We start from the raw sequence: 23643 nt of genomic DNA on the forward strand, positions 1-23643 counted from the left end.
ACTTTTGGCTCATGAAGAGAGCTGGGATGGGGTTCCAACCAATTCTTGAAATCGTCTTACATTGTAAGCGCCTTTTCGGCGCTTAACGGCCGGCTTCGCGCAGCGCGACAGGCTGTAAGCACTTTTTCGACGCTTAACGGACGGTCCTGAGCCGCCTCTGCTAATTGCTGAACGCCTACCGGCTTGGTCATGGGAGGCGGCAACAACCATTAGCACCGTATGCAAAGCATAATTGGTTGTTTTTGATAATTTCATAATCTTACCTTGATTATAGACTTAATATATCTAAAATGATTGAAGATACGTCAAGATATGCCTCTCTCCAAAAAGACTTGATCAAACAGTATCATCCGGAATATGGGATATGGATAAAGGGTAACAATGGAGAGACGGGACTTGGTTTAGCTATTTCCCGGGCAATTTTTGTAAGAGACAACATACATTTTTAGCACTCAATGATTGTGCTGTCTTGTTTAAGAGTAAAATATATTGTTTAATATTTACTTAAAAGACTAATTTCGGAATTCGAGGCGAGTGAAAGCGATGCAAATGGGAAAACGTAAAGACAAATGGAACGACCTGTTCGAACTGGCCATGTATGTGACTGCCGCAGTCTGCATTGTTTATTTTTTGGTGAAAGGCAACCAAGCAAAGATGCTTCAGGCCGTTTTGATTGTTGCTGTGCTGCTGATCATCCGAATCGTGGTCAAAGTCACAAAAACCACAATGTTTGCCGCGTTGCGCTTTTCCGTCTTATTGTTCATTTTTGTCACAATGTTTATGGCAAACGAGTTTGGATTTTACAAAGTAATCCCTTACCTGGATAAAATCGAGCATCTCTTTTCGGGCTTGATCCTTTGCTTCGTTGGTTTATTGATTTATATGAAAGCAAGTAACGGCGAGAAAAAGGCCGTGCCGAGTGCGCAAGTTGCCGTGTGGTTTTGCCTTTTCTTTTCCATCGCCATGGCCGGCGTTTGGGAAATATACGAGTTCACGACAGACGGTCTATTCGGCCTCCATTCGCAAAACGGAAGCTTGGTCGACACGATGACGGATATCATTTGCGGAACCATAGGCGCCGTATTGACCAGTATTTATCTAGCTTTCAAGGCGAAGCGGAGAAAAATGCCACTGATTGACGTGCAATCCTGACCGTGAACGGGGTATATGTGCTAACAAAAATAGACCAATCTAAAGTCTGATTGACTTAGATTGGTCTATTTGGCGTTATTCCTCAAAGCTCGTGCTCAATTCGTTAGACGTACCTGCAAATAAGCCAGCTTGTGCTACTTCTTTGGAGTCCCTACTCGCCAAAGTTCTTGAATTCTGCTCCCGCTTTGTGAGTTCGAAGCCTGAATGCTACTTCCATTGGATTAACTCCAACGGAAGTAGGGATTAGACAGCCTAGAAACCAATTTCATTGGAACTATTCCAATAAAATTGCGATTTTTGAAGTCTGACACCCGATTCCATTGGAAATTTCCAATGGAGGTATTAATTTCATGCTGAATTCAAATGTTCCAGCTAATCTTATCGTTGAATCCCGATGGTCACAATTTCACAAGGACCTGTCGGCAAAGACATTTGGCTTCCCGCGTCAGCTTCAATACTTGTGCCATGTACTTCCATAATCGTACTCTTATAGAAGGAGTATAGAGGTATGTTGGAACTTAGCTTGAGCTCAGTGTTTTGGGAACTCATGTTGTACCAACGGAGCAGCAGATCGCCAGTTCCTTCATTCATTTTCATGGAGGAAAAGGCCATCTTATCGCCTTCCCAACGGAATGGTGCATACGTAGGTGCGATGCGCCCAGAGTGAATGCCAGTTTGACATAACGTCCACGGAATTTGGAACTGGTAGGCTTGCTCGTAAGCGCCGTATTGTTCGCCTTCGCCGCTATACGGAATGATGGTCATTCGGACGGTGTGCTCGCCCAGACACTGCGCTTCCGGCGTCGGGAACAAGCCCCAGTCGCCCAGCTCGCCAACTGCGCGAAGCAGCGTCACGGCAATCGTATTGCGTCCGTCGCGCAGAACTTCGTATTCGTTCAATCCGAGGTTAGCAACAACAAGACCAGCCTCCGCCTCACTTACATCAATGAATGCCTGTTGATGCTGCGTATTGCTTGGATTTTCCCATTCAGCAGTCGGCGTGTTGTCGCGCTGCGGGATTTCAAACATAGAGTCGACGCGGTGAACCTGTGTATTCAGATCCGATGGGAACAACATCCGTAAACGGTGATCTTTGGCCTGATTGTTGAAGGATGCCTCGATCTCTACCCCTTTGCCGCCGCGGCTCAGACTGACAATCGTACGGATCTGCATAGGTACCATGCGAGCTGATCGCTGCGCTTTTCTGTGCGGATAGTAAATCAAATCGCGCTGCTCTTCTTCCAGTAATTCGTCCGCTGACGCAGGGATTTCCCAGTCGTGTACAATTTCAATAGATGCCTGATAGGGCGTATCTTTTAACACACGGATTTGTGCAGCTAAACCATATGTTGTAAGCGGCGTCTCGCCATCCGGTTGTTTGTACATATATTCGTTGCCAATATCCCCAGTATTCTCACACACACCTAAATCCCGGTAAGATCGGCCATTCTTCTTATCTGTCAACGTGAATGAACCGTTATCCGCAATTTCGATCTTAAGCGATTCATTCTCCAGTACCCGGTCTCCCACTAACAGCGAAGAAGCCGAAATTACATCTTCCCTTTTAACCCATGCGTACGTCTTCAGCCCTAAAGCAGGAACCTTCTCCGCTTCAAAAGTCAGCTTCACTTTACGGCACATATATGGCTGACGGAACTTGTCGTCCGGCAAATCGTAACCGAATTGCAGCCCGAGATCTTCAAACGTGCATGCTGCGACATTCCCCAGCTCGTCCACGAGCGTACGGCCCGAAAGATCCGCCGCCTTCGCAAAACTGCTTGCTTCTTCAAGCGTGTATCCATCACGGAAATACAAACGCAAGGCATCTACCTCGATACTCACGACGCCGGTACGCTCCCAACCGGAGGTATTAAAAACAACGACCGGCAGGGCGCTTTCGCCCGCTTGCGCAAAGCTCGACGTATCGATCGCTTCAGCAATCGCTCGTTTGCTGTCATCAACGATCGCTTCCGCCACATGCCGGCTTTTCTCGAATCGTGTCACCATTTCCCGGTGTACTTCGTCCACGGAGCAGCCGCAAATGCTATCGTGCGGATGATTCTGCATTAATGTTTTCCAAGCATACGTGAACAGATGATGCGGGTATTTCTCCCCAACTTCGAGGACATGTGTGAAAGCGGCCAGCGGTTCAGCCACTTTTTCCAGCATCGCTTGCCCCAGCTGATTCATTTGCTTCAAGTAAACACGAGCTGAAGCGGTGTTCACGAGCGTAGACCAACCGTCTGTCCGTTGACTGCGCAGCTCACCTTTTACCGTAGAAAGCTCATGCTTCAAGGAACGCTGAACAGCCTGTAAGTAATCGATAAAATTCGAGTGAACAAAGGTCGTATCCGGATACAGCTCACGCGCAGCTTGAATCGCTTCAGGCAAATCCAACTGAACCGGCTGATGGTCACAGCCATTCATAAAGAGCAGCTCGCCAGTCGATGCGTATTTCTCCGCGTCTGCTAGCTTCCGCTCCCAGAATGCTTTCGCTTCTTCCCGGTCTACAGGGATTTCATTGCCGTTCGAATACCAGTTGGCAAACAGAATACCGAGCACTTGGGAACCATCAGGTCCTTCCCAAAGCAGTTCCGAGAATGACGATTCATAATCACCGTCAGAAACAGTATTATTAAAGCCAGTCGGCTTCACGCCGCGGCCAAATAATGCATTCGTGATCCCGGACTGCTGCATCAATTGCGGCGTTTGGCCTACCAGTCCGAACGTATCGGGAAAATAACCGATCTTCGATACATCGCCATATTTCTTCGCATCTTGATGCCCGATCTGCATATTTCGTACATTGGCTTCGCCGCTGGTCAGAAACGCATCCTGCAAAATATACCACGGACCTATTAAAATACGGCCGTCCTGAATAAATTTGGTCAATCGATCCTTTTGATCCGGTCGGACTTGGAGATAGTCCTCCAGAATGATCGTTTGTCCGTCCAAAAAGAAGCTGCGATAATTCGGATCCTGATCCATTTTATCCATCAGTGTATCTACTAGCTTTACGAGACGAACATGATGTTTCTCATATGGTAAATACCATTCCCGATCCCAATGGGTATGGGAAATGATATGAGCGGTTCTCTTGGTGCTCATCGTTTAACTCCTTTCAATATGGACTTCCTCCGGACGATATACAGAGATGAGATTGCCGTGCGCATCTGCAGCAAAGAGAACGGAACGCTCTTTCTCTAGCGTAAATGCATAAGTTACCTCGCTATCCGTATCCTTCACTTCGACATCCACGTTCCATGCAAATTCAGATACGAATACATACAGGAAGCCTTTCTTAAAGCTTAACTTCCTCCCGTAGACACCTGCAATGTCGCCGCCTTGCAGCCAATGCAATCCGCTTTCACAGCCCGCGGCATCGATGGCATAACGATACAGGCGGGCGACCGTGTCCAGTCGTTCGTTTAATTCAACGGGCAGCGGACTCCAAATGAGTCTGCCTTTGCCCAGCGGAATATCGACAACCGCATCGCTTGCGCTAGCAGACTCTGTTCCCGCGCCTGAATGTCCAGTCCGCACTTCTTTTACGACTTCAGCTATACGACGCTTGTCAAAGGATACCGGGAGCGCTGCACCTTGCAGTTGAAGCATTTCTTCGCGGCGTACATTGTGAAGCTCGGCAGCACCTAGCTCATCGATTAGACGCGGCGTTTGTTTCCAATACGCATCAATGCTGATCGGACCTGTCGCAAGCAGCGTCGCACCCGTACGCTGTATGATATCTACAAGCTTCGTCCAAGCTTGGTCATCAACATTATGCGCGCTCGGCAGAAGGATCAGCTTCGCCGGTTGTTCCTCCAGCGCAGCCAAATGATATTCCGATGCCGAACGGAACGGCATCTTCATTTGATACGACAGAACGCGCGTCATTCTAGTCGTCGCATCAAACGCCAATTTCCGGTTGGAAAAATCGTTCGAATAAGGGAAAATCGCGACGATATCCTCCAACGCCCGATCCTGGAACAAATCTCTGATTTCATCCATAAACCGCCCGAAATCGTAAGACACATCAGCCTCCGGCTTCTCTGTGCCGTCAGCCCGAAGCGCACCGATATGCGACTCGTTCGCATTATCCATATAAAAATTAGTATTCCAAATCCAATGAATAGCACCGGCGCCTCCGGTGGCAAATGCATAAGCATATTTGCGCTCCAACAGGCAGCGCAGTTCGTTCTCGGAACGTTTAGCGCGTCCATCCGGTGTCTCCACATACATGATGCCTGTTTCTTGAATGACATTCGGCTTATTCGCTGTTTTGGCAAAAATGCCGTCCCAAACGAGGTTATCGTTCAGCCACCAAGAGTGCACGGTTGTATAGTCCACCGCCTCCTCATAAAACAAAGGAGAAGGCCGCTGCGCGCCAAGCGCTTCATCTTGACCAACCACCACGAGATGATTCGGACTAATCTCTTTAATCGTATTGTAGAGCTCTTTGGCCCAGCGGTTATGCATCTCCATTGAGAACAAGCAGTAATCCAGCCAACGCGTTCCTTTCTTGCCCTTATGCATATCCTGCACATCGAAATTGATTTCTCCAGCCTCGGGAATAGCTGCCGCTTCAAAAGTCGGAAGCTGTTCAGGCGACATATTCCACCGTTCCTGAAGCAATTCGATACGGCCATGACGCAGCTTAAGCCACTCTACAAAAGCCTGCCGTTCGTAGATATCCCGGGTGGAACGCGGTCCCTCGGAAAAAATTAGAGCAGGATCAAACATAGAAGGCTCGTTAATCAAATCCCAATCCACATGCGTCGTTGCACGGTGACGCGAAACAATGGAGCGGATAAACCGCTTCTGCGCCTCTACGCTTTGCGGATCGAGATAAGGGTTAACCCCTTCCCAAGTTTCTGGCGTAAAGGAGAAGAAGGTGAACGTTACCTGGAGATTGTGCTTCTTAGCCGTTAAGAAGAAAGCATCAATAGCTCGCAGAACTTCTTCGGAAGCATGTCCATCCACCTGCATGATATTGCGGTAAGCCGTCCAAATCCCTGTTCGGATCCAATTAATGCCCGCTTTGGCCATTTGGGCCATATCTCGATCCCAGACATCGCTATTGGGCAGGAACAAGAATTTGCGAGCGACATCAGAGGTCATATACGTCATGCCGACGATCGGCAGTGGACGTCCGTCCTTGATGAAATAATCGCGATCACAGGTAATCGGTTGTCCCTCCGCGAGCAGCAAAGGGTCGTGCCCCCAGAAGCCTTGGCGAAGCACGCGAAGCTCTCCATCCTCAGACGTTGCCATGCATGTCACATGATATAAACCACGTTGTATATCAAGTGGTACCGGAATGCGCACCACGTTGAATTCTTTATTCACTTCGGCTGTCAAACGATGGGTCCACACGTTCTGTTCGCCACTCTCATGCGCTACACGAAGATCAAGTGTCCATTGCTTAGAGACAGCTCCAGCTTCGATCCCTCCGATAAGCTGAGTTTGGAGCGCCAGCATGGCATGCTCTCCCGGCTCGAAGCTGGCATAATTCGGCTTGATCCACAGCTCCGTAACACCATTGGCGCAAAATGCGGCCCACCCCATCAAGGCTTGGGCACCGCCTTCGCTCCAAAACGAAGGACTAAGCGGTACGTTGACAAACATCCAACGCGAACCGATAAACGCGCCGCGCGAGTTTTCCCAAAGAACAACAGGCGCAGCTATTTCACGGCCTTCTTTACTGATGCTTTTCAAAAGCGGATAAATCTGTGTGCTCATGGTACCCGCAGCGCCCATTTGATCGGGCAGATCGCTGTTGCGTGTCGTATGTGGAACCAGATTCCACGTATCTGCAAGCGCGAACATCGATTCCTGCCCTTGAAGCAGCGGCAAGGTTTCTAACGCTGTATAGGAGCGCATTGGAACGGCTTCAACACGAAGTATTTCATGAATGTACAACTGCTGATGATAGGCGGTCTGCTCCGACTCTATATGCCAGCCATCCACTTCCCGGCGCACCGGACGCTTGAAGGCTGCGCCGCCAATACTAAGCAGCCCGCCGCCGCGTTGCAAGAATGCAAGGATCTCCGGCCATGCGGACTTAGGGAAATACGGGGCATGCAGATTAACAAAGCATCCACCAACCGCCGACCTGAGAGCTTCTCCAAGTGCATCGGCGCCTACAACAACAGCACCTAGCGCCGTGAGTAGATCGGTATTCACTTCACTAGAATTACTGATCGGAAATGTGGCATCATAGAAAATAATGACCGGTCGACTCATAGTAAACCATCCTTCATCGCTTTATACACCAACTGGGAGAATAAGCTGTTCGACCAGGCGAACCATTTCCGCGTAAAAATCGTTGGATCATCGACATGAAAGCCCTCGTGCATAAACCCGGTGTCTGCATCCGTTGCTTCAAGCATCGCGATCATCGCCAGCTTCTCTTCATCTGTGGAAGCCGTCAAGCCTTGCATGGACAAGGCCATATGCCAAATGTAATCGTCCGGCGTATGCGGACTGCCGATGCCTCTGGCAACTTTGCCTTCGAAATAAAACGGATTCTCTTTGCTTAACGCGAATCGTCTTGTGTTCTGATAGATCGGATCATCCGCCGATACATAACCCAGATACGGAATTGACATCAGCCCTGGCGTGCCCGCATCATCCATTAAGCAGTAGTTGCCGAAGCCGTCTGTCTCATAGGCATAAATCGGCCCAAACGCGGGATGACGATAGATACCATACAGCTGGATTCCATGGTCAATATCCGCTTCAAGGGCTTTCAGGTCATGGAGGAAGTCCATATCCCTGAACACCCATTCTGCAAATTCTTGCATATGGCGAAGGGCCACAACCGCGAACATATTCGCTGGAATATTGTAATGAAAGTCGCAGGCATCGTCACTTGAACGAAAGCCTGACCATACCATGCCCGTGTAATTCACCGGCATCCCCATCCCGTTATTGCGCAGTGAATCCGTCGGAATTCCGTTATTGCGAGTGAAACGATATGGCGACTTTTCAAAGTGGTATTGCTCCGTCTTAAACAATTCGTAGATTTTAAACATCGCAGCTTTAAATCCCGCATCGAAAATATCCGTTAACTCCGTTTCCTTCCAATACGCATAAGCCAGCCGCATCGAGAAGCATAACGAATCCAGTTCAAATTTACGTTCCCATACCCATGGCGACATTTCCGTTTGATCCGCCTTGTTCCAGTGCCAGTCGTTCGCTGATTCGTTAAACGCATTGGCATACGGATCGATATGAATATATTGGATATGACGCTTGATTAAGCCGCTAATGATGCGCTGCAGATCGGAATCCTGTTTGGCAAATGGCACATAGTGCATGACTTGTTCCACAGAATCGCGCAGCCACGACGCAGGGATATCTCCGGTGATGACGAAGGTCGTGCCATCCTCCATCAATTTGGTCGTCGTCTCTAATGTATTAGGAAAACAATTTTTAAATAGCTGCAGCAGCTTCGGACGATGCGCCAGCTTCTCTTCGGCTTCCAGCAATACTTCTTGGATAGCCTTTGGCAGCTCCAGTTTCGGCATCGGAATTTTCGGCAGTCTGAATTGTTCCACGGTAAGTCCTCCAAATTTTTCTAGTTTCGAAGAATGCACTTTTACGTTACTCTTTCACGGCACCAATCGTCAAGCCTTGGATAAAGTACCGTTGGAAGAACGGATATGCAAAAATAATCGGCCCGGTTGCCAGAACAACCATCGCCATACGGGATGTATCCTGCGGCAGCGATTGCAGTAAGCTTACGCCAACAGAAGGGTTGCTTGTATTCTGGAGCAGGAACTGCATGCTGTTCTCGATCCGCATCAGCATCGATTGCAAAGGCACCAGATTCGGCGTATCGATATAGAGCAGCGCATTAAACCAATCGTTCCAGTATCCCAGAGTACTGAATAAACCTATAGTGGCCAGTCCCGGAAGCGAGAGCGGCAGCACCAGTTTGACGAAAATCCCAAATTCGCCGGCCCCGTCGATTTTCCCAGATTCAATAATGGCGTCAGGAACAGATGTGATGAAGAAAGTACGCATAATCATAATATAAAATGCATTTCCGGCCAGCGGTAAAATCAAAGCCCAGACCGAATCTTTAAGTCCCATCAATTGTGTAACAACGATATATGTCGGTACGAGTCCACCGTTAAACAGCATCGTGAAGAAAGCAAAAAAACCGAAGAAATTGCGGAATTTAAAGCTTTTACGTGAAATCGCATAGGCAAACGTAGCTGTTATAAGTAAGCTTACAAGCGTCCCTACCACAGTTACAAGAATGGTAACTCCATAGGAAAGCAGCAGCTGATCACCCGCTTTGAAGAGATAACGATAGGCATCGAGGCTCCATTTTTCCGGAATAATGCGGTATCCATTCGCACTTAACGTCTTCTCATCCGTAAATGAAATGATCGTTACAAACAGAAAAGGGAAGATACAAGCGAGCGCAAAGAGTCCCGCGACAAGATTAAAAAGTATATTCAAAGCAGGCGGCAATTTATGAAAGTCACGGCTTTTAATTGGTTTAGCAATCATTTAGATGTCCTCCTTTCCATGAAAATAGTTTAGAACAACGCATTGTCCTTATCGAATTTTCTAACGATATAGTTCGAAGTCATAACCAGAATGAAGCCGATAACCGATTGGTATAGACCGGCTGCGGTACTCATACCGATTTCTCCCGTAGATTTGAGACCACGATATACATACGTATCAATAACATTCGTCACTGAATACAGCGTTCCTGAATCTCTTGGCACTTGCAGGAACAATCCGAAGTCTGCATAGAAAATGCGTCCGATTGCCAGCAATGTCAGAATCGTCATGAGCGGCTTCAGCATAGGGAAGGTAATGTGTTTGATTTGCTGCCATTTGCTTGCTCCGTCAATCATCGCGGCTTCATACAGCGATTTATCGATCCCCATGATCGCGGCCAAATACACAACACTGCTGTAACCGACCGATTTCCACAGGTAAACAAAAATGATAATAAGAGGCCAATACGTCTTGTCGTTATACCAACGGATCGGATCAATTCCGAACCCGGAGAGAATGTGATTCAGCATGCCTTTATCTACACTAAGAAAACTGAACACGAAGTATCCGACGATTACCCACGATAGGAAGTAAGGCAGGAACATCCCTGTTTGATACAACTTCGCCAGTTTTTTATTCACGATTTCCGATAACACAATGGCTAACCCAACGGATAGCACAAGCCCTGCAATAATAAACACAATATTGTAGAGCAGTGTGTTCCGCGTAATGATATAGGCATCATTGGTGCTGAATAAAAATTTGAAATTTTGCAGCCCTACCCATTTGCTTTCCATAATACTTGCCCAAAAACCATCGCGGCTATAGCGGTACTGCTTAAAAGCAATTACCATACCGGCCATCGGCAAATAAGAGAAGAACAGGAACCAAAGCGTCGCCGGCAATGCCATCAGCAGTAGAACTCTACTTTGTTTAACATCTTTAAAAAATGCTCCTATTCCTTTCATAAAATCACCCCTCAAGATCATTGTAGTAAAAAGATCAGGCGAATGTTGAACATTCGCCTAATCAACTATGCTGAATTATTTTTTGTTCGCTGCTTTCCAAGCATCAATCTGACTTTGTGCTTCAGCCATGATTTTATCCAAACCAGCCTTTTTGAATTTTTCGTTGGCTAGCGGAATGTATTTATCTGGATCTACCGTACCAGTCATGAGCGTTGCCCAGAATTCTTCTTTTACGTTTTGAACTGCTGCGATTTCATTGATCACTTTCGATGGATCGAAGTTGAAACCAAGTAGAGGTGCAGGTACACCTGTATCGTTAAATTTCTTGAACTCTTCCCATTTGTTCGCAGGATCTTTGACATCTTTATACGTCAGCAGAACGTTTCCGAGGGAGAAAGTCGGCATGTCGTAGTTTTTGGATTCTGGTAAGTTTTCCATTTTGTCGTTATCGACTTTTTTGTAGTGAACGCCTTCAATACCGGAATCGACCATATTACGCAGCACAGGATCGGTATTCAGCAAGTTTAGGAATTCCATAGCTTTTTCCGGATATTTGGAATTAGCTGAGATCGCCTGCATGGAGCCCATAACGGACCAGTTGTAGATCAAAGCAGGACTTGCTGCCTTGGAAACAACCGGATAGCCATAACTAGCTGACCAAAGGTTGTCCGCAAAAGGTTGATTCGTCGCTTTATCCGCGAACCATTTCCCAGTTACTTGTACATCGTTAAGCGAGGAAAGCGTCGATGCTTCCGTAGGAACATATCCCGCTTTGTAGTATTTGTTCATGGTTTTAAGTGCTTGCTTCATTTCTGGCGTGTCAAAAATGTTAACCACTTTGAAATCCGAATTCTCTACTTTCACGGCCATCGGCATTTTCTCAATAATGTAATCATAAGGCACATACGGCATGTAATTTTTATCAACGGCTAATCCGTAAACGTTCGGTTCTTTTTCTTTGATCGTTTTGAGCAGTGGCTCCAAGCTTTCAAGCGTGTTCACATTATCTAGGCTAAGGTTGTATTTGTCAGCCAGGTTTTTGTTGAAACGCCATACGTCTTGAGCTGGCAGTTCTTTATTGGCAGGTACGCCGTAATTGTGCCCGTCCACTTTGGAGCCGTTAAGAAATGCAGGATCTAATGCTTTCACGATACCTTGTCCATTTTTTTGAAGAAGCTCGTCAATCGGCTTAAATGCGCCTTTACGCACGTTTTGCACGTAATCAAAAGCCCATGAAGACGTAAACATAATGTCCATTGGTGTACCGGATGCTGTCATGACTTGCATTTTTTGTGCGTAGTCGCCCCAGTCCGCCATATTCATTTTCACGGTAACGCCGATTTTTTCCGCGGTATATTTGCTAACTTCAGCCATGACGCGGTCCACGTCTTTCTGCGGTGTTCCGATTGTGTACCAGATTAACTCTACCGGTTTATTTGTCGTTTCATTCCCTTTCGCACCGCCGGCTTCTTTGTTGCCGCACGCGCTAAGAGCCAGTGAAACTGCTAGCGTCAATCCTAGTGTGGTGACCAAACGTTTTTTCATTTTGTATCCTCCCTGTTAAGTGCTCTATTATTTACGCCCCGTTGGGCTACCTTTACAGTACCGCATGAAAGCAGTTACAAATAGACGATAAACTAAATGAACCCTGTCTAAAGTTAAGAAAAAAGCGGCTATTTATCCTTTCCGGCAAAAAAAAGGACTGCTCCTCAGTTTTCCCTAGAGCAATCCTCTGTAATCCGTTGGGGAGATTCCCACATACTTTTTAAATTGTTTATAAAAGTAGCCTAATTCCGAATAGCCCACATCTTTGGCAATAACATGAACCTTCAAATTCGTTGTCTTTAACTGTTCCTTTGCTTTCTCGATTCGGTACCGATTGATATACTCCGTAAACGTCTCATTGATTTCCTTATGGAACAATTGTCCCAAATAAACGGGGTGAATATGATAGTGCGCCCCCAGCATTTTGAGCGATAGCTCTTCCGCATAGGATTGATGGATATATTTTAAAACCTGCTGCACAATCGGACTTCGAACGTCTGAAATTAAGAAACCGATTGTCGTATGGGCAATTTCGAGGATGGCCGTTTCCAGCTCTTCCAGCGTAACCGCGCTCCTGATTTGGTGAAAAGCGTGATTATAGGCATCGAGTTCCTCGGTATGGCGAATCGCTTTGATCTCCAGCTTGAAATGAATGATCATCTCAAAGGCGATATTCTGAAAATCGTGCGGCGTAATTCCCGGAAGCGCCCTAATCCGTTTGAAATCGTTTTGAATTTGCTCACGCAAATTTTCTTGATCTTTGGCAATAATTAGTTTCGCATAGACCGGCCAATCAATAATGGAGAAGTCGACCTTTCGATTGTCTTGATTCATCGCAAGCTCTGTATAATCAATCATATTCAGTTCCGTATATACCCAGAAATACTCCTGCGCTTTCTTCGCGGCTGCATAGCTTTGTCCGGCCTGTTCAGGCAGAAGCTCTACACTGCCGATAGATATGCGGAGAGGACGATCCTTAAGATCAGCCTGAAGCTGCTGAAGCAAAGCGGTCATATCCGTTCTGCCGCAGTCAGCATCATCCATAGCTGCAAGCAGGACGACATCGCCATCCATATCGAAGAATGAGGTGATCCAATCATAGGACTGCACCCGATCGGAGATAAACTCGAAAACCTCGGCAGCATCAGATGTCGCTCGGAGTACAGAAGCTATCATATAAGCACGATCAAGGTTCATGCCCAGAAGGTCCGCGCGTTCGTAAAATTCCAAAGGCGCAATCTGATGGGTTAACCAACGATGAAGCGTGTTATCTTTTAATATTTGTTTGCTGTAGGCCTGAACCTGCCGAGTCTCTTCGAACGTATTCAGCTTCTCGACGGTGTTGTGAAGCGTTGCCTTTAGCTCTTGGATATTGATGGGCTTCAGCAGGTAATTTTCGATGCCGAGCTGCATGCCTTCTTTTAAATAGGTAAACTCATCGAAGCCGCTGAGTACGATGACTTTCAAATCGGGATGAACCGTTCGGGCATGGCGAATCAGATCCAAACCGGTCATCACCGGCATGGAAATATCCGTCAACAAAATATCCACCGACGTTTCCTGCAGGGCATCCAAAGCCTTCTGACCATTGCTGGCATGTCCGACAATTTCCAAACCCGCTTCGGCCCAATCAATAATGTCATATAACCCTTCTATTATGAAAGGCTCGTCGTCCACAAGAAAAACCCTAAACATCATAACCCTCTTTTCCGTCGTCCATAGGCAGCCATATGTCTACTACCGTGCCTTTACCTGGTTCACTACATAATTTCACGCCAAACTTGCTGCCGTAGAGCAACTTGAGGCGTTGATTGATGCTCCGCAAGCCGAAGGATTCGCCTTCGGTTTCCTCTGCTTGTAAGAATGACTCCAGCTCGCTCAAACGCTCTGGCGTAATACCGTTTCCGTTGTCTTCCACTTGCACATGAAGGAACTCTTCCGTTTGTTTCACACGAATATGAAGCTCATTATCGGTGCATTCGCTTCGCAAGCCATGTACGATGTAATTCTCAATTACAGGCTGCAGCGACATTTTCATTACACGTGTAGGTGCCAGCTTCCGATCCCACTCGATCGAGTACGTGAACTTGTCCTTATAGCGAATCTGGAACAGCTCGAGGTATAAGCGGCAGGCTTCCAGCTCATCCTTCAGTGTGTAAATCTTTTTCTGCTGTACCAGGCTTCGGAATAACGCCGATAAGCTGTAAATCATTTCGCCAACGTCATGAGCCCCGTGAGAGATAGCCCGCATCCGAATGACTTCGAGAGTATTATATAAAAAGTGTGGATTGACGCGAGCCTGCAGAGCCGTTAATTCTGTATGCTTCTGCTTAATATCCGCCTTATACACCCTATCGATATATTGATTCAACTCCTCGATCATCTCATTGAAGCTGCGAGATATTTGTCCCAGCTCGTCCTCTCGCACATCCGGAATCCGCGCATTCAGATCGCCTTGTTTGACCTTCCGCGTAAAGCGAATGATCTGGTTGGTGCGTTTAGAGACATTCATCACAACCAGAGATGGAATCAGAATGGCGAAAAAGATACATATCGCGCTAATCATAAAGATCATGCTCCCGATTCGCCTTGAGGATGCTTCAAGTTCATTCTTCGGAATGATCCCGACGACAATAAAATCCCCTTTGCTCTGCGTCAGCTTCGTCACATAACCACTTTGATTCGAACCACTATTCTCGTATAACGAACTGACCTGATTCATGAAAGGATAGGGCTTGCCATAATACTGATCCGAAGAATCAAACAGGATGCCTCCATCTGGTGATAGAACGAGAATCGTCCCCTTTAACTCTTCCTTATCATTGGGCAGAATCTTCCAAATGCCATCCGCACTGAAGTACACGATCTGTTGCCCTATATTTTTCAAAGTTTGCTTGTCGTTGATTGGCGTCCTAATCGAGTACAGATGGTTATCCCATTGACTAGCGGCTTCACGTACCCATACATTCGGCAAGGTAACGCTTTTATTATCAAGCGCCATGACTTCAGGAATGTAGGAGTGGGCTGCATTCGTAGGAACGATCTTCAATTGCCGGTTATGATCCAGCACGTATAAGGTCTGTTGATCCACGCTGTACAGCATCAGACTGCGAATATCTTCGTCATCTTCCACCCGATTTTTAAAATATTGCAGGCCGGCATTCCACGTGCTGTTGCCGCCTAAATTGTATTGCTCCAGGCCATGCTGCACATATTCTTGGAAAGGGTGCTGCAGCATGAAAGAGATGCCCGCGGCAAGCGAACTATCCCGATATAAGCCGAACACGATAGACTGCGCTGAATCGTATTTCCCCCCCAAATAATTGTTCACATTCGTCATTGCCTTCTTCTGTATATCCAGCTCACGATTAATCGCCGCTTGCGACATCGAATGATACATGAAATAAGAAAACGAAATAATCGTAATGACGGTTATCAATGAGAACAGGAGAAGCAGCTTCATAAATAAGTTATTTTTTAAGTAATTTCGGTACATCTTACGGAACCCCATCCTGCCATCAACTCCTGCTGTTAATCGGGTACATTATAGCATATCAGAGATCGCACATGAATTCGCATCCTTTTATGCGTTAACTTCTCCAAAACAACATAACCTCTTGTAGCATAAACCCGCTAATTCGCCTGCTCTCAGCAGCTGAGAAGTTCTTTTCTGACGTCTCTCACCTCTTTCGCTGCATTCGAGCCTCTGAGACAGCTTTTTCTGCCTTCTCAGGACGTAAAACCCGCTAACTTGCCTGCTCTCAGCGGTTGAGAGGTCCTTTTCTGACGTCTCGCGCCTCTTTCGCTGCACTCGAGCCTCCGAGACGGCCTTTTCTGCCTTCTCAGGATGCAAAACCCGCTAACTCGCCTGCTTTCAGCAGCTGAGAAGTTCTTTTCTAACGTCTCGCACCAACTTCGCTCCATACGAGCCTCCGAGACAGCTTTTTCTGCTTTCTCAGGACGCAAAACCCGCTAACTCGCCTGCTTTCAGCAGCTGAGAGGTCCTTATCTGACGTCTCGCACCTCTTTCGCTGCATTCGAGCCTCCGAGACAGCCTTTTCTGCCTTCTCAGGACGTAAAACCCACACATATCCACAGATCGGCATCTTTCATGATTTCCTTAATTTCCCACACAAAATAAAAATGCCTAAACTGATACTATCAGCTAGGCATATAAGGTTTAAATAGAATGATTTCTTATTGAGTTTGTTCGAGCTGCTTTACAGCATTACCGAAATGATCATTTTCTTGAACAAGCGCATCCAAAGCTTTCTCCCGGCTTACGTTGAACATCAGCATCAGAATCGCAACTCTGGCATCTCCCTTAGCTTCCACTCCGACGCGGCGGGCCGTTTCATCATCTGTGCCAGTCGCCTCTTGAATAATCCGCACGGTACGATCCCTAAGCTTTTTATTCGTCGCCTGAACATTTACCATCAGATTTCCATAAACTTTACCCATCTGAATCATCACGGTCGTGGAGATCATGTTGAGAACCATTTTTTGCGCCGTTCCCGCCTTTAACCTTGTCGACCCCGTAATAATCTCAGGCCCGACAGGCACCTCGATCGGATATTTCACAACTGCACTTAGCTGTGTATCCCGGTTACAGCTTATGCCGATCGTCGATAGACCCAACCGGTTAGCCTCTCGTATAGCGCCAATAACATAGGGAGCGGTTCCGCTTGCTGTAATGCCGACGACTACATCACCAGCTCGAACAACATCCGCTATCGCACGTACACCAGCTTCTTCATCATCTTCAGCGTTCTCTACTGCTGCACGAATGGCTATTTCTCCTCCAGCAATAATGCCGTTCACAAGCTCCGGCTCAACACCGAACGTAGGCGGGCATTCGGATGCATCTAGAACGCCGAGACGGCCACTGGTTCCAGCTCCAATATAGAAAAGTCGGCCTCCGCGAGTCATGGCTTCGACCACCGCTTCAGCTGCATCAGTGATTTGCGGTAAAGCTCCGTTTACGGAGAGAGCTACCGTTTGGTCTTCTTCATTCATAAGAGTCACGATCTCCCGAACAGTTAGTCGGTCAAGGTGACTTGACTTTGCGTTTCTCTGCTCGGTAACCGTTTGATTCACTTGTTGTACCACGTTACCTTGCCTCCTTTTTATGGATGCGTTACATTGCCACTATATATGAAAGACAAATGCTGCTATCCGTTGTTTCATTGCTTCCGTTAATTCGAAGCCCCGTTCCTTTAAGGCAAGTAGATATGCTCCAATCACAGGTGGGCGTTCGAGCAACCGAACATCGAACTTGCCGGACCGCATCAACGGTGTTTGCAAAAAGCGATGCTCGAACATTTGATCTGAAAATAAGCCGCCTGTTATCACAAGAGGGATTGTATTCTTCGCCAAGTTATAGTTGTCACTTACCTTTATTGGCTGTTGTTTCTCCATGGAAGTTATAACAGTCTTTACGAGTTCTTCTAGCTCCTGAATCGCTTCTTCCACGAGCTTAACAGCAATCGGATCCCCATCTGCTGCAGCCCGCATGACAAGCTTGGATCCATCCGCAATCGCGGTCCGTACATTGTCATGGCCATAAATGGTATTGATCAATTGCCCAGGGTGCTGCAAGGACCAACGTTCAAGAACTAACCCTGTTAAAGCTGTAGGCTCTCCTCGACCGTCATACGCTCGCATAACGGCCACCAGCGCTTTCCGCCCAAGATCAAACCCGCTTCCTTCATCGCCGAGTAAATAACCCCAGCCTCCGACTCTTACAAAACCGCCCGTCTCAGGATCGAATCCATATGCGATCGAACCTGTGCCTGAAATGAGAGCTATGCCCTTCTGTCCCCAAGTACCGGCGGCCAAAGCGGTCACTGCATCATTGTGCACGGTAATCGGAACACCTTCCGGCAATTCGGTTTGCAGCCAGTCGCCGATCCGTTTCCGGTCTTCGGGGCGGTCACTCCCTGCTAAGCCGAGGAAGATCCCACCTAACCGGGACATGTCCGTATCCGATTGGTCTAAAACGTCCCGGATAAGTGTGAGCAGAACTCGCTGAACATCCTCCCATGGACGAGACTTCACGCTGCTGGATTCCCCACGGCTTTCAGCCAAAATGTTGCCTTCCGCATCGCCGAGAATACATACCGTTTTGGTCCCTCCGCCGTCAATCCCAATATATCTAGTTTCAGCCATATTATTTCACCGCTCCTGCCGTCATGCCTTCCATAAACTGTTTCGACGCTAGGAAAAACATGACAATCATTGGCACGGAAGCCAACGTGAGCCCGGCAAATAGCATACTTAAATCCGTAGAGTACTGTCCGAAAAGTGACAGCATGCCAACCGGTATCGTCTTTTTCATATCGTCTTGGATAAAAATCAGCGGGAAAAAGAAATCGTTCCACGCCATAATAAAATTCATAATCATGACCGTTCCCAGTGCAGGGCGAATAAGCGGCAGCAAGACATGCCACATGACACCGAAATCCGAAGAACCATCGATGCGCGCTGCTTCCTCTAGCTCCTTCGGCAGCGTTCTAAAAAAACCAGTTAAGATCAAGACAGCAAGCGGCAATCCAATCGCCGTATACACGCTGACTAGAGACCAAACGCTATTCAAAAGGGATAGCTTCTTCATTAATAGGAACAAGGGTACGATCCCAAGCTTAATTGGAATCATCATGCCTAAGAGGAAAAAGAAGAACAGCGCACCATTCCAACGGAACGGATATCTTGCGATATAAAATGACGCCAAAACGCCAAACAGCAAGATCAAAGCTACGGAAACGACACTAACCACGACACTGTTCCAAAAATAAGTTCCGAACGGAATTTGATGGATTAGCTTACTATATGCCGTAAACGATATAGAAGTCGGAAGCGACATCGGGTTTTTCAAAATTTGGATATTCGTCTTGAAAGAGGAGGTCAGCATCAGAAAGATCGGATACAAACTGACCAGTGCACCCAAGTACGCCGCAGCGTATTGGAGCCCCCGAACGGATTTGTTGGTTTTCATGTGTGCCTCCTAATATAGGGATCTTTGGACGTAGTTCAAAGTCTCTCCGCTCTGGGATCTTTGGACGTAGTTCAAAGTCTCTCCGCTCTGGGATCTTTGGACGTAGTTCAAAGTCTCTCATTATCACTGCGCCGATTGGTTCCTAGTGAAGTACAGGAACAAAGCGGAAATGGTTGCGATAATGAAAAATAGTACCACTGCCAGTGCCGAGCCTAGGCCTAATGCGACCGAATCGCCGCCAGATGAGCCGCCAAACGCAATCCGATAAAAGAACACAGCAAGCGTATCGGTGGAGTTGTAAGGTTCTCCTTGTGAACCTTCCATGGCATAGATGAGTTCGAACGCTTCGAAAGCATGAATAAAGGTAAACACAGTAATAATGATTAATGACTGACTCATCATCGGCAGGATAATGGAACGGATCAGACGAAAACCTTTTACTCCGTCCAGTCTCGCCGCTTCAATGACTTCTGTCGAAATTGCGTGCAAACCTGCGAGAAATATCAACATGGAGAAACCTACGCCAAACCAACTGTTGACTATTGTAATTGATGTTAACGCATAAGCCGGATCCCCGAGCCAAGGCTTAGCCCACGAAACAAGACCGATCTTTTTGAGCAGCACATTGACAATACCGTTGTTCGGGTTCAACATGAGTTTCCACAAAAAGCCTACAACGATGACAGAAAGCAGCCTCGGTAAAAAGTAAGCCATTTTCAGAAAGTTCGAACCCTTAAGTTTGCTGTAAACAAGATAGGCAAGTACGAACGCAATCACGTTCTGAACAGCCATTTCAACAGCAAAATAATAAAGATTATGACCGAACGCATTCCAAAATAAATGGTTGAACGGTTCTTTCGTAAACAGGCTCACAAAGTTGCCTAGCCCCACAAACTCCCCGCGGGTGTGACCTTTCCAGTCATAAAAACTGTAACCGAAAGCCGAAAGGATCGGATAGATCACGAAGAGAATGTAAACAGCGAGGGCAGGAACCGGGAACAGATGAACTGCTCCCTTTTTCCACCAAGACGATTTTGCAAAGTTATTCATGTGCCCCCACCCCTCTTTTTAAACTAATTTATTTCTTAGGCTTGAACCATGTATCAGCGCTCTTTTGAACTTCTTCCGTCACTTGCTCCGGAGTCAATTTGTTTAAATACATCCCTTGAATTGCGTTTTCTAAAGTAGATTTGGTCGTAGGGTTGCCTGCATTGAAATAGACAACTGATGCGTAAGGTGTAGATATCGTATCTGCATTCTTAGCAATTTTGGCTACAAGCGGATCTTTTGCCGCCACACCTGGGATTGTGCTTGGTTTTTGAAGTTCATTTACAGCAAGCGCTCCGAACTCTTTCGTTGTCAAGAACTCCATAAATTTCAGAGCTTCCGCCTTATGAGCTGATTTTGCATTCACTGAAAAAGAGCCGTCTACCCAAGTCGTAACCGTTGCTTTGCCATCCGCTTTCATCGGAGGAACTGGGAACACATCCATTTGTAGATCTGGATTCGTTTTCTTCATGACGGCATATTCCCAATCGCCCATTACCATCATGGCTGCTTGCTCGGAAACAAACATGTTTCTCATATCGTCCATACCGATCCCTACATAGTTATCTGGGAAGTACGGGGTCATATCTTTGAGCATTTTAATCGAACTTACATATTCCGGGTTTTTGAAATTCGCTTCGCCAGCAAGTATCTTCTTAATGAAATCTGTACCGTAAACGGAAGGTGCAAGTGTTCCTTGAGTCAGGGAAAGAATCCAACCTTCCTTAGAGCCGAAAGCAAACGGAGTTACTTTATTTTTCTTCAAAGTATCAGCCGTTTTCAACAGCTCATCCCACGTTTTAGGCTCTGTAAGATTATATTTTTGGAAGATTTTCTTGTTATAAAAAACTTGCGTGGAACTGAATACTGTTGGTACGCCGTATACTTTACCATCTGTTCCTGTAGCGGCCAGCAAGGTGTCCTTCGAGAATACGTCCATTCCTTTGATGCTTGTCAACGGCTCTAAGTAACCGGCATCTGCCAACACAGCACCTGCAGCATAAGGACGAAGATGAATAATATCAGGGCCATTTCCACTTTGCAGACCTGTGTTAAGGGCTGTGTTGTATTCCGTATTTTTAATCGGCTTGAAATCAATATCAATGTTCGGGTTGCTTTTCTTGAATTCAGCAATGATTTTAGCGTAAGCTTCCACATCTTCAGTACGCCAGCTGCCCATTGTCAACTTCACTTTTTCCTGAGGTGCTGCCGATGGTGCCGTACTTGCTCCACCAGGTGTCGTGCTAGGAGTTGCGGTATTGCTGCTGCAAGCGACAAGCATAGAAGAAGCAGCGACCATAGTTAATAATGCCCCACTGAATAAACGTTTCATTTAGAAAGCCTCCCTTTAATGTTTACTTATATGTTTAACCTCATGATAGATACGAGGACAAAACCGTTTCATGTAAAATTGGACGCAGCTCACGGATCTTGTTATTTCGCCCCAAATGAACCGCATTGGTAAGAAATACGACGCTGATGCCCTGTTCGGGCTCAATCCATAAGCTCGTTCCGGTAAAACCTGTATGACCGAAACTACCCGTAGGCCAGCTTTCTCCGCAGCTCGGGACGTTTGTAGGATCATGCTTGACCTCCCAGCCAAGTCCGCGGCCACGTATAGGAGCCGCCGTGGTTTCTCGCATTAGCGATGGGGGAACAATATCCCAATGTTCCGGCTGCAACCACCATGCCGCATAGCGTGCTAGGTCGTCCGCTGTTGCGAATAATCCCGCGCTGCCTGTAACACCGCCGAGGTGGAAGCTCTTCTCATCATGAACTTCGCCGATGACATATGCTCTATCTACCTGTTCGGTTGCGGCAATACGATCTCGAAGTTCGGAGCCAGGGTTAAAAACCGTATGCCGCATCACAAGTGGATCGAATACATGCTGCTTAACAAAGCGATCCAGCGGCTCCCCAGACACACGTTCTACAATGATCCCAAGGAGGATCATACCAAGATCACTATACAGCTTATCCTTACCTGGCTGAAATAAAAGCTCTTGCGCCAGAATTTCGTCGATTAGGCTAGGCCTGGCTGCTTTGCGCGGAAGATAAGGTAAATCCGGCGGCAGCCCGGACGCATGTATCAATAGATGACGAAGTGTTACTTGCGGATGGCGGAATGCAGGCAAGTAAGCCTGCACGGAGCTATCCAGCGATAGCTTCCCTTTGGCCACCAGAACGAGAATAGCTGGAAGCGTAACGGTTACCTTCGTAAGGGATGCGATGTCGAACATAGTGTTCAGATGAATCGGATGTTCCCTTGTCCCGTCGGAGTATGATCCATATGATTTTTGAAATCGAAAGCGGTTCGATACAGTAATGTCGAGCACAGCGCCGGGCAAGTGCCCATCGCGCACCCATCCTTCTACCAAGCGATCGACTTTATCCATTGCGTTTCCCCGCCATGACGGCTTGTCGCGTCTTTTCCAGAGATTTGATGCTTTCCTCATAATGACGGCCAGCGATTCCCGCGTACAAAATATCGATAACGTTCAGTTGGGAAATCCTTGAGGCCATTGCCCCGCTGCGGATACTCTTCTCTAAGGTGCTTATAAACAACTGTATATCCGCAAGCTCCGCTACTGGATTGGCTCCGAACCGGGTCAGCGTTATGACTGAGGCACCGTTATTTTTGGCTACGGCCAACGCACGAATCATGTCTTCGGTTTGGCCTGAATAGGAAATACCGAAGACTACGTCACCGGGAATTAGATTGGCCGCAATGGTTGCCTGAGCATCAAACCCGGTACCAATTTCACACCAGCGATTAATACGCGTTAGCTTTTGCATGAAATCCTTCGCGATAACCGCCGATGCGCCTACACCGAACACGCCGACTTTTCTTGCGCTGCTCAGTGAATTTATGGCTTTTTCCACACTTTCCGGAGATAGTACCGTTAAAGTATCTTGGATAGAAACAATATTGTTATTGGATACTGATTTGATGAGATCTACGATAGATCCGTCGGTACGGATTTCTTGGTACGATTCTGTAGGCAGCGACGATTGTGATAAATCACCAGCGATCCTCAGCTTCAACTCTTGAAATCCTTTACAGTGAAGGGAGCGTGAAAGTCTTACAATCGTTGCTTCACTTACGTCAGCAAACTCTGCCAGCTTCTGCACGGAAAGGCTGACTACCTGTTCCGGGTGTTCCATAATATATTGTGCAGCCCTACGCTCCATGGGCTTTAAGCTCCCCATAGCCGCTTCTATACTTACTAATCCACCTTTTAACATGGGAGTCACCCTCTACGGTTTCATGTGTAACTTTGAACTTGCATACCCTTATTATAGAGTTTTATTTCACTTTGTCTATATATTTCTGAAATATTATTTCAAATTTTACATCAGGTTTAGATAGAGATCAATCAAACTTATTTTTAATAAAAAAAGATCAAATCCTCT

At 46.9% G+C, this 23643-nt stretch carries 17 protein-coding genes; 1 reads left to right on the plus strand and 16 read right to left on the minus strand.

The genetic code is table 11. The features are described from left to right. Positions 1 to 9 precede the first annotated feature (9 nt). Entirely contained in the window at positions 10 to 255 is a 246-nt protein-coding gene (locus QFZ81_RS22900; protein WP_307441180.1) for a hypothetical protein, read from the minus strand. A gap of 288 nt (positions 256 to 543) precedes the next feature. Between QFZ81_RS22900 and QFZ81_RS22905 the strand changes: the two genes are divergently transcribed. Beyond that, on the plus strand, positions 544 to 1152 hold the full coding sequence (locus QFZ81_RS22905; protein ID WP_307441178.1) for a DUF2238 domain-containing protein: 609 nt from the start codon (positions 544 to 546) through the stop codon (positions 1150 to 1152). A gap of 378 nt (positions 1153 to 1530) precedes the next feature. Here QFZ81_RS22905 and QFZ81_RS22910 read toward each other — a convergent pair whose 3' ends face one another. From QFZ81_RS22910 to QFZ81_RS22980, 15 genes are all read right to left on the minus strand, one after another. Then, positions 1531 to 4260 (minus strand): alpha-mannosidase, encoded by a 2730-nt coding sequence (locus QFZ81_RS22910; RefSeq protein ID WP_307604885.1) that lies wholly within the window; start codon positions 4258 to 4260, stop codon positions 1531 to 1533. A gap of 3 nt (positions 4261 to 4263) precedes the next feature. Beyond that, positions 4264 to 7395 carry a beta-galactosidase gene (locus QFZ81_RS22915; RefSeq protein WP_307604887.1) on the minus strand — a complete coding sequence of 1044 codons (3132 nt, stop codon included), beginning with the start codon at positions 7393 to 7395 and terminating at the stop codon, positions 4264 to 4266. Further along, the gene (locus QFZ81_RS22920) at positions 7392 to 8711 is read right to left on the minus strand and encodes a glycoside hydrolase family 125 protein (protein ID WP_307604889.1); all 1320 of its coding nucleotides are present in this window, start codon (positions 8709 to 8711) and stop codon (positions 7392 to 7394) included. The genes QFZ81_RS22915 and QFZ81_RS22920 overlap by 4 nt, the downstream gene beginning before the upstream one ends. 46 nt (positions 8712 to 8757) lie before the next feature. Beyond that, positions 8758 to 9675 carry a carbohydrate ABC transporter permease gene (locus tag QFZ81_RS22925; protein ID WP_307604891.1) on the minus strand — a complete coding sequence of 306 codons (918 nt, stop codon included), beginning with the start codon at positions 9673 to 9675 and terminating at the stop codon, positions 8758 to 8760. Between the two features lie 29 nt (positions 9676 to 9704). Then, entirely contained in the window at positions 9705 to 10643 is a 939-nt protein-coding gene (locus QFZ81_RS22930; RefSeq protein ID WP_029199042.1) for an ABC transporter permease, read from the minus strand. 75 nt (positions 10644 to 10718) lie between these two features. Further along, complete coding sequence (locus QFZ81_RS22935; RefSeq protein WP_307604893.1) at positions 10719 to 12188, minus strand: ABC transporter substrate-binding protein; 1470 nt, start codon at positions 12186 to 12188, stop codon at positions 10719 to 10721. A gap of 174 nt (positions 12189 to 12362) precedes the next feature. Then, the gene (locus QFZ81_RS22940; protein WP_307604895.1) at positions 12363 to 13886 is read right to left on the minus strand and encodes a response regulator transcription factor; all 1524 of its coding nucleotides are present in this window, start codon (positions 13884 to 13886) and stop codon (positions 12363 to 12365) included. Beyond that, complete coding sequence (locus tag QFZ81_RS22945) at positions 13876 to 15699, minus strand: sensor histidine kinase (RefSeq protein ID WP_307604898.1); 1824 nt, start codon at positions 15697 to 15699, stop codon at positions 13876 to 13878. Before QFZ81_RS22945 ends, QFZ81_RS22940 begins: the two co-directional genes overlap by 11 nt. 686 nt (positions 15700 to 16385) lie before the next feature. Beyond that, positions 16386 to 17297: an N-acetylmuramic acid 6-phosphate etherase gene (gene murQ, locus QFZ81_RS22950; protein WP_307604900.1), complete on the minus strand. Its 912-nt coding sequence runs from the start codon at positions 17295 to 17297 to the stop codon at positions 16386 to 16388. A 39-nt stretch (positions 17298 to 17336) separates the two neighbouring features. After that, positions 17337 to 18356 carry an N-acetylglucosamine kinase gene (locus QFZ81_RS22955; protein WP_307604902.1) on the minus strand — a complete coding sequence of 340 codons (1020 nt, stop codon included), beginning with the start codon at positions 18354 to 18356 and terminating at the stop codon, positions 17337 to 17339. Between the two features lies 1 nt (position 18357). Then, on the minus strand, positions 18358 to 19182 hold the full coding sequence (locus QFZ81_RS22960; RefSeq protein WP_307441164.1) for a carbohydrate ABC transporter permease: 825 nt from the start codon (positions 19180 to 19182) through the stop codon (positions 18358 to 18360). Between the two features lie 123 nt (positions 19183 to 19305). After that, on the minus strand, positions 19306 to 20232 hold the full coding sequence (locus QFZ81_RS22965; RefSeq protein WP_307441163.1) for a carbohydrate ABC transporter permease: 927 nt from the start codon (positions 20230 to 20232) through the stop codon (positions 19306 to 19308). A gap of 28 nt (positions 20233 to 20260) precedes the next feature. Then, complete coding sequence (locus tag QFZ81_RS22970) at positions 20261 to 21562, minus strand: ABC transporter substrate-binding protein (RefSeq protein ID WP_307604904.1); 1302 nt, start codon at positions 21560 to 21562, stop codon at positions 20261 to 20263. A 40-nt stretch (positions 21563 to 21602) separates the two neighbouring features. Then, complete coding sequence (locus tag QFZ81_RS22975; protein ID WP_307604905.1) at positions 21603 to 22625, minus strand: serine hydrolase domain-containing protein; 1023 nt, start codon at positions 22623 to 22625, stop codon at positions 21603 to 21605. Then, positions 22618 to 23475 carry a MurR/RpiR family transcriptional regulator gene (locus tag QFZ81_RS22980; protein ID WP_307441158.1) on the minus strand — a complete coding sequence of 286 codons (858 nt, stop codon included), beginning with the start codon at positions 23473 to 23475 and terminating at the stop codon, positions 22618 to 22620. The genes QFZ81_RS22975 and QFZ81_RS22980 overlap by 8 nt, the downstream gene beginning before the upstream one ends. Positions 23476 to 23643 lie beyond the last annotated feature (168 nt).

The sequence above is a fragment of the Paenibacillus sp. V4I9 genome, assembly GCF_030817295.1.
Lineage (GTDB): Bacteria > Bacillota > Bacilli > Paenibacillales > NBRC-103111 > Paenibacillus_E.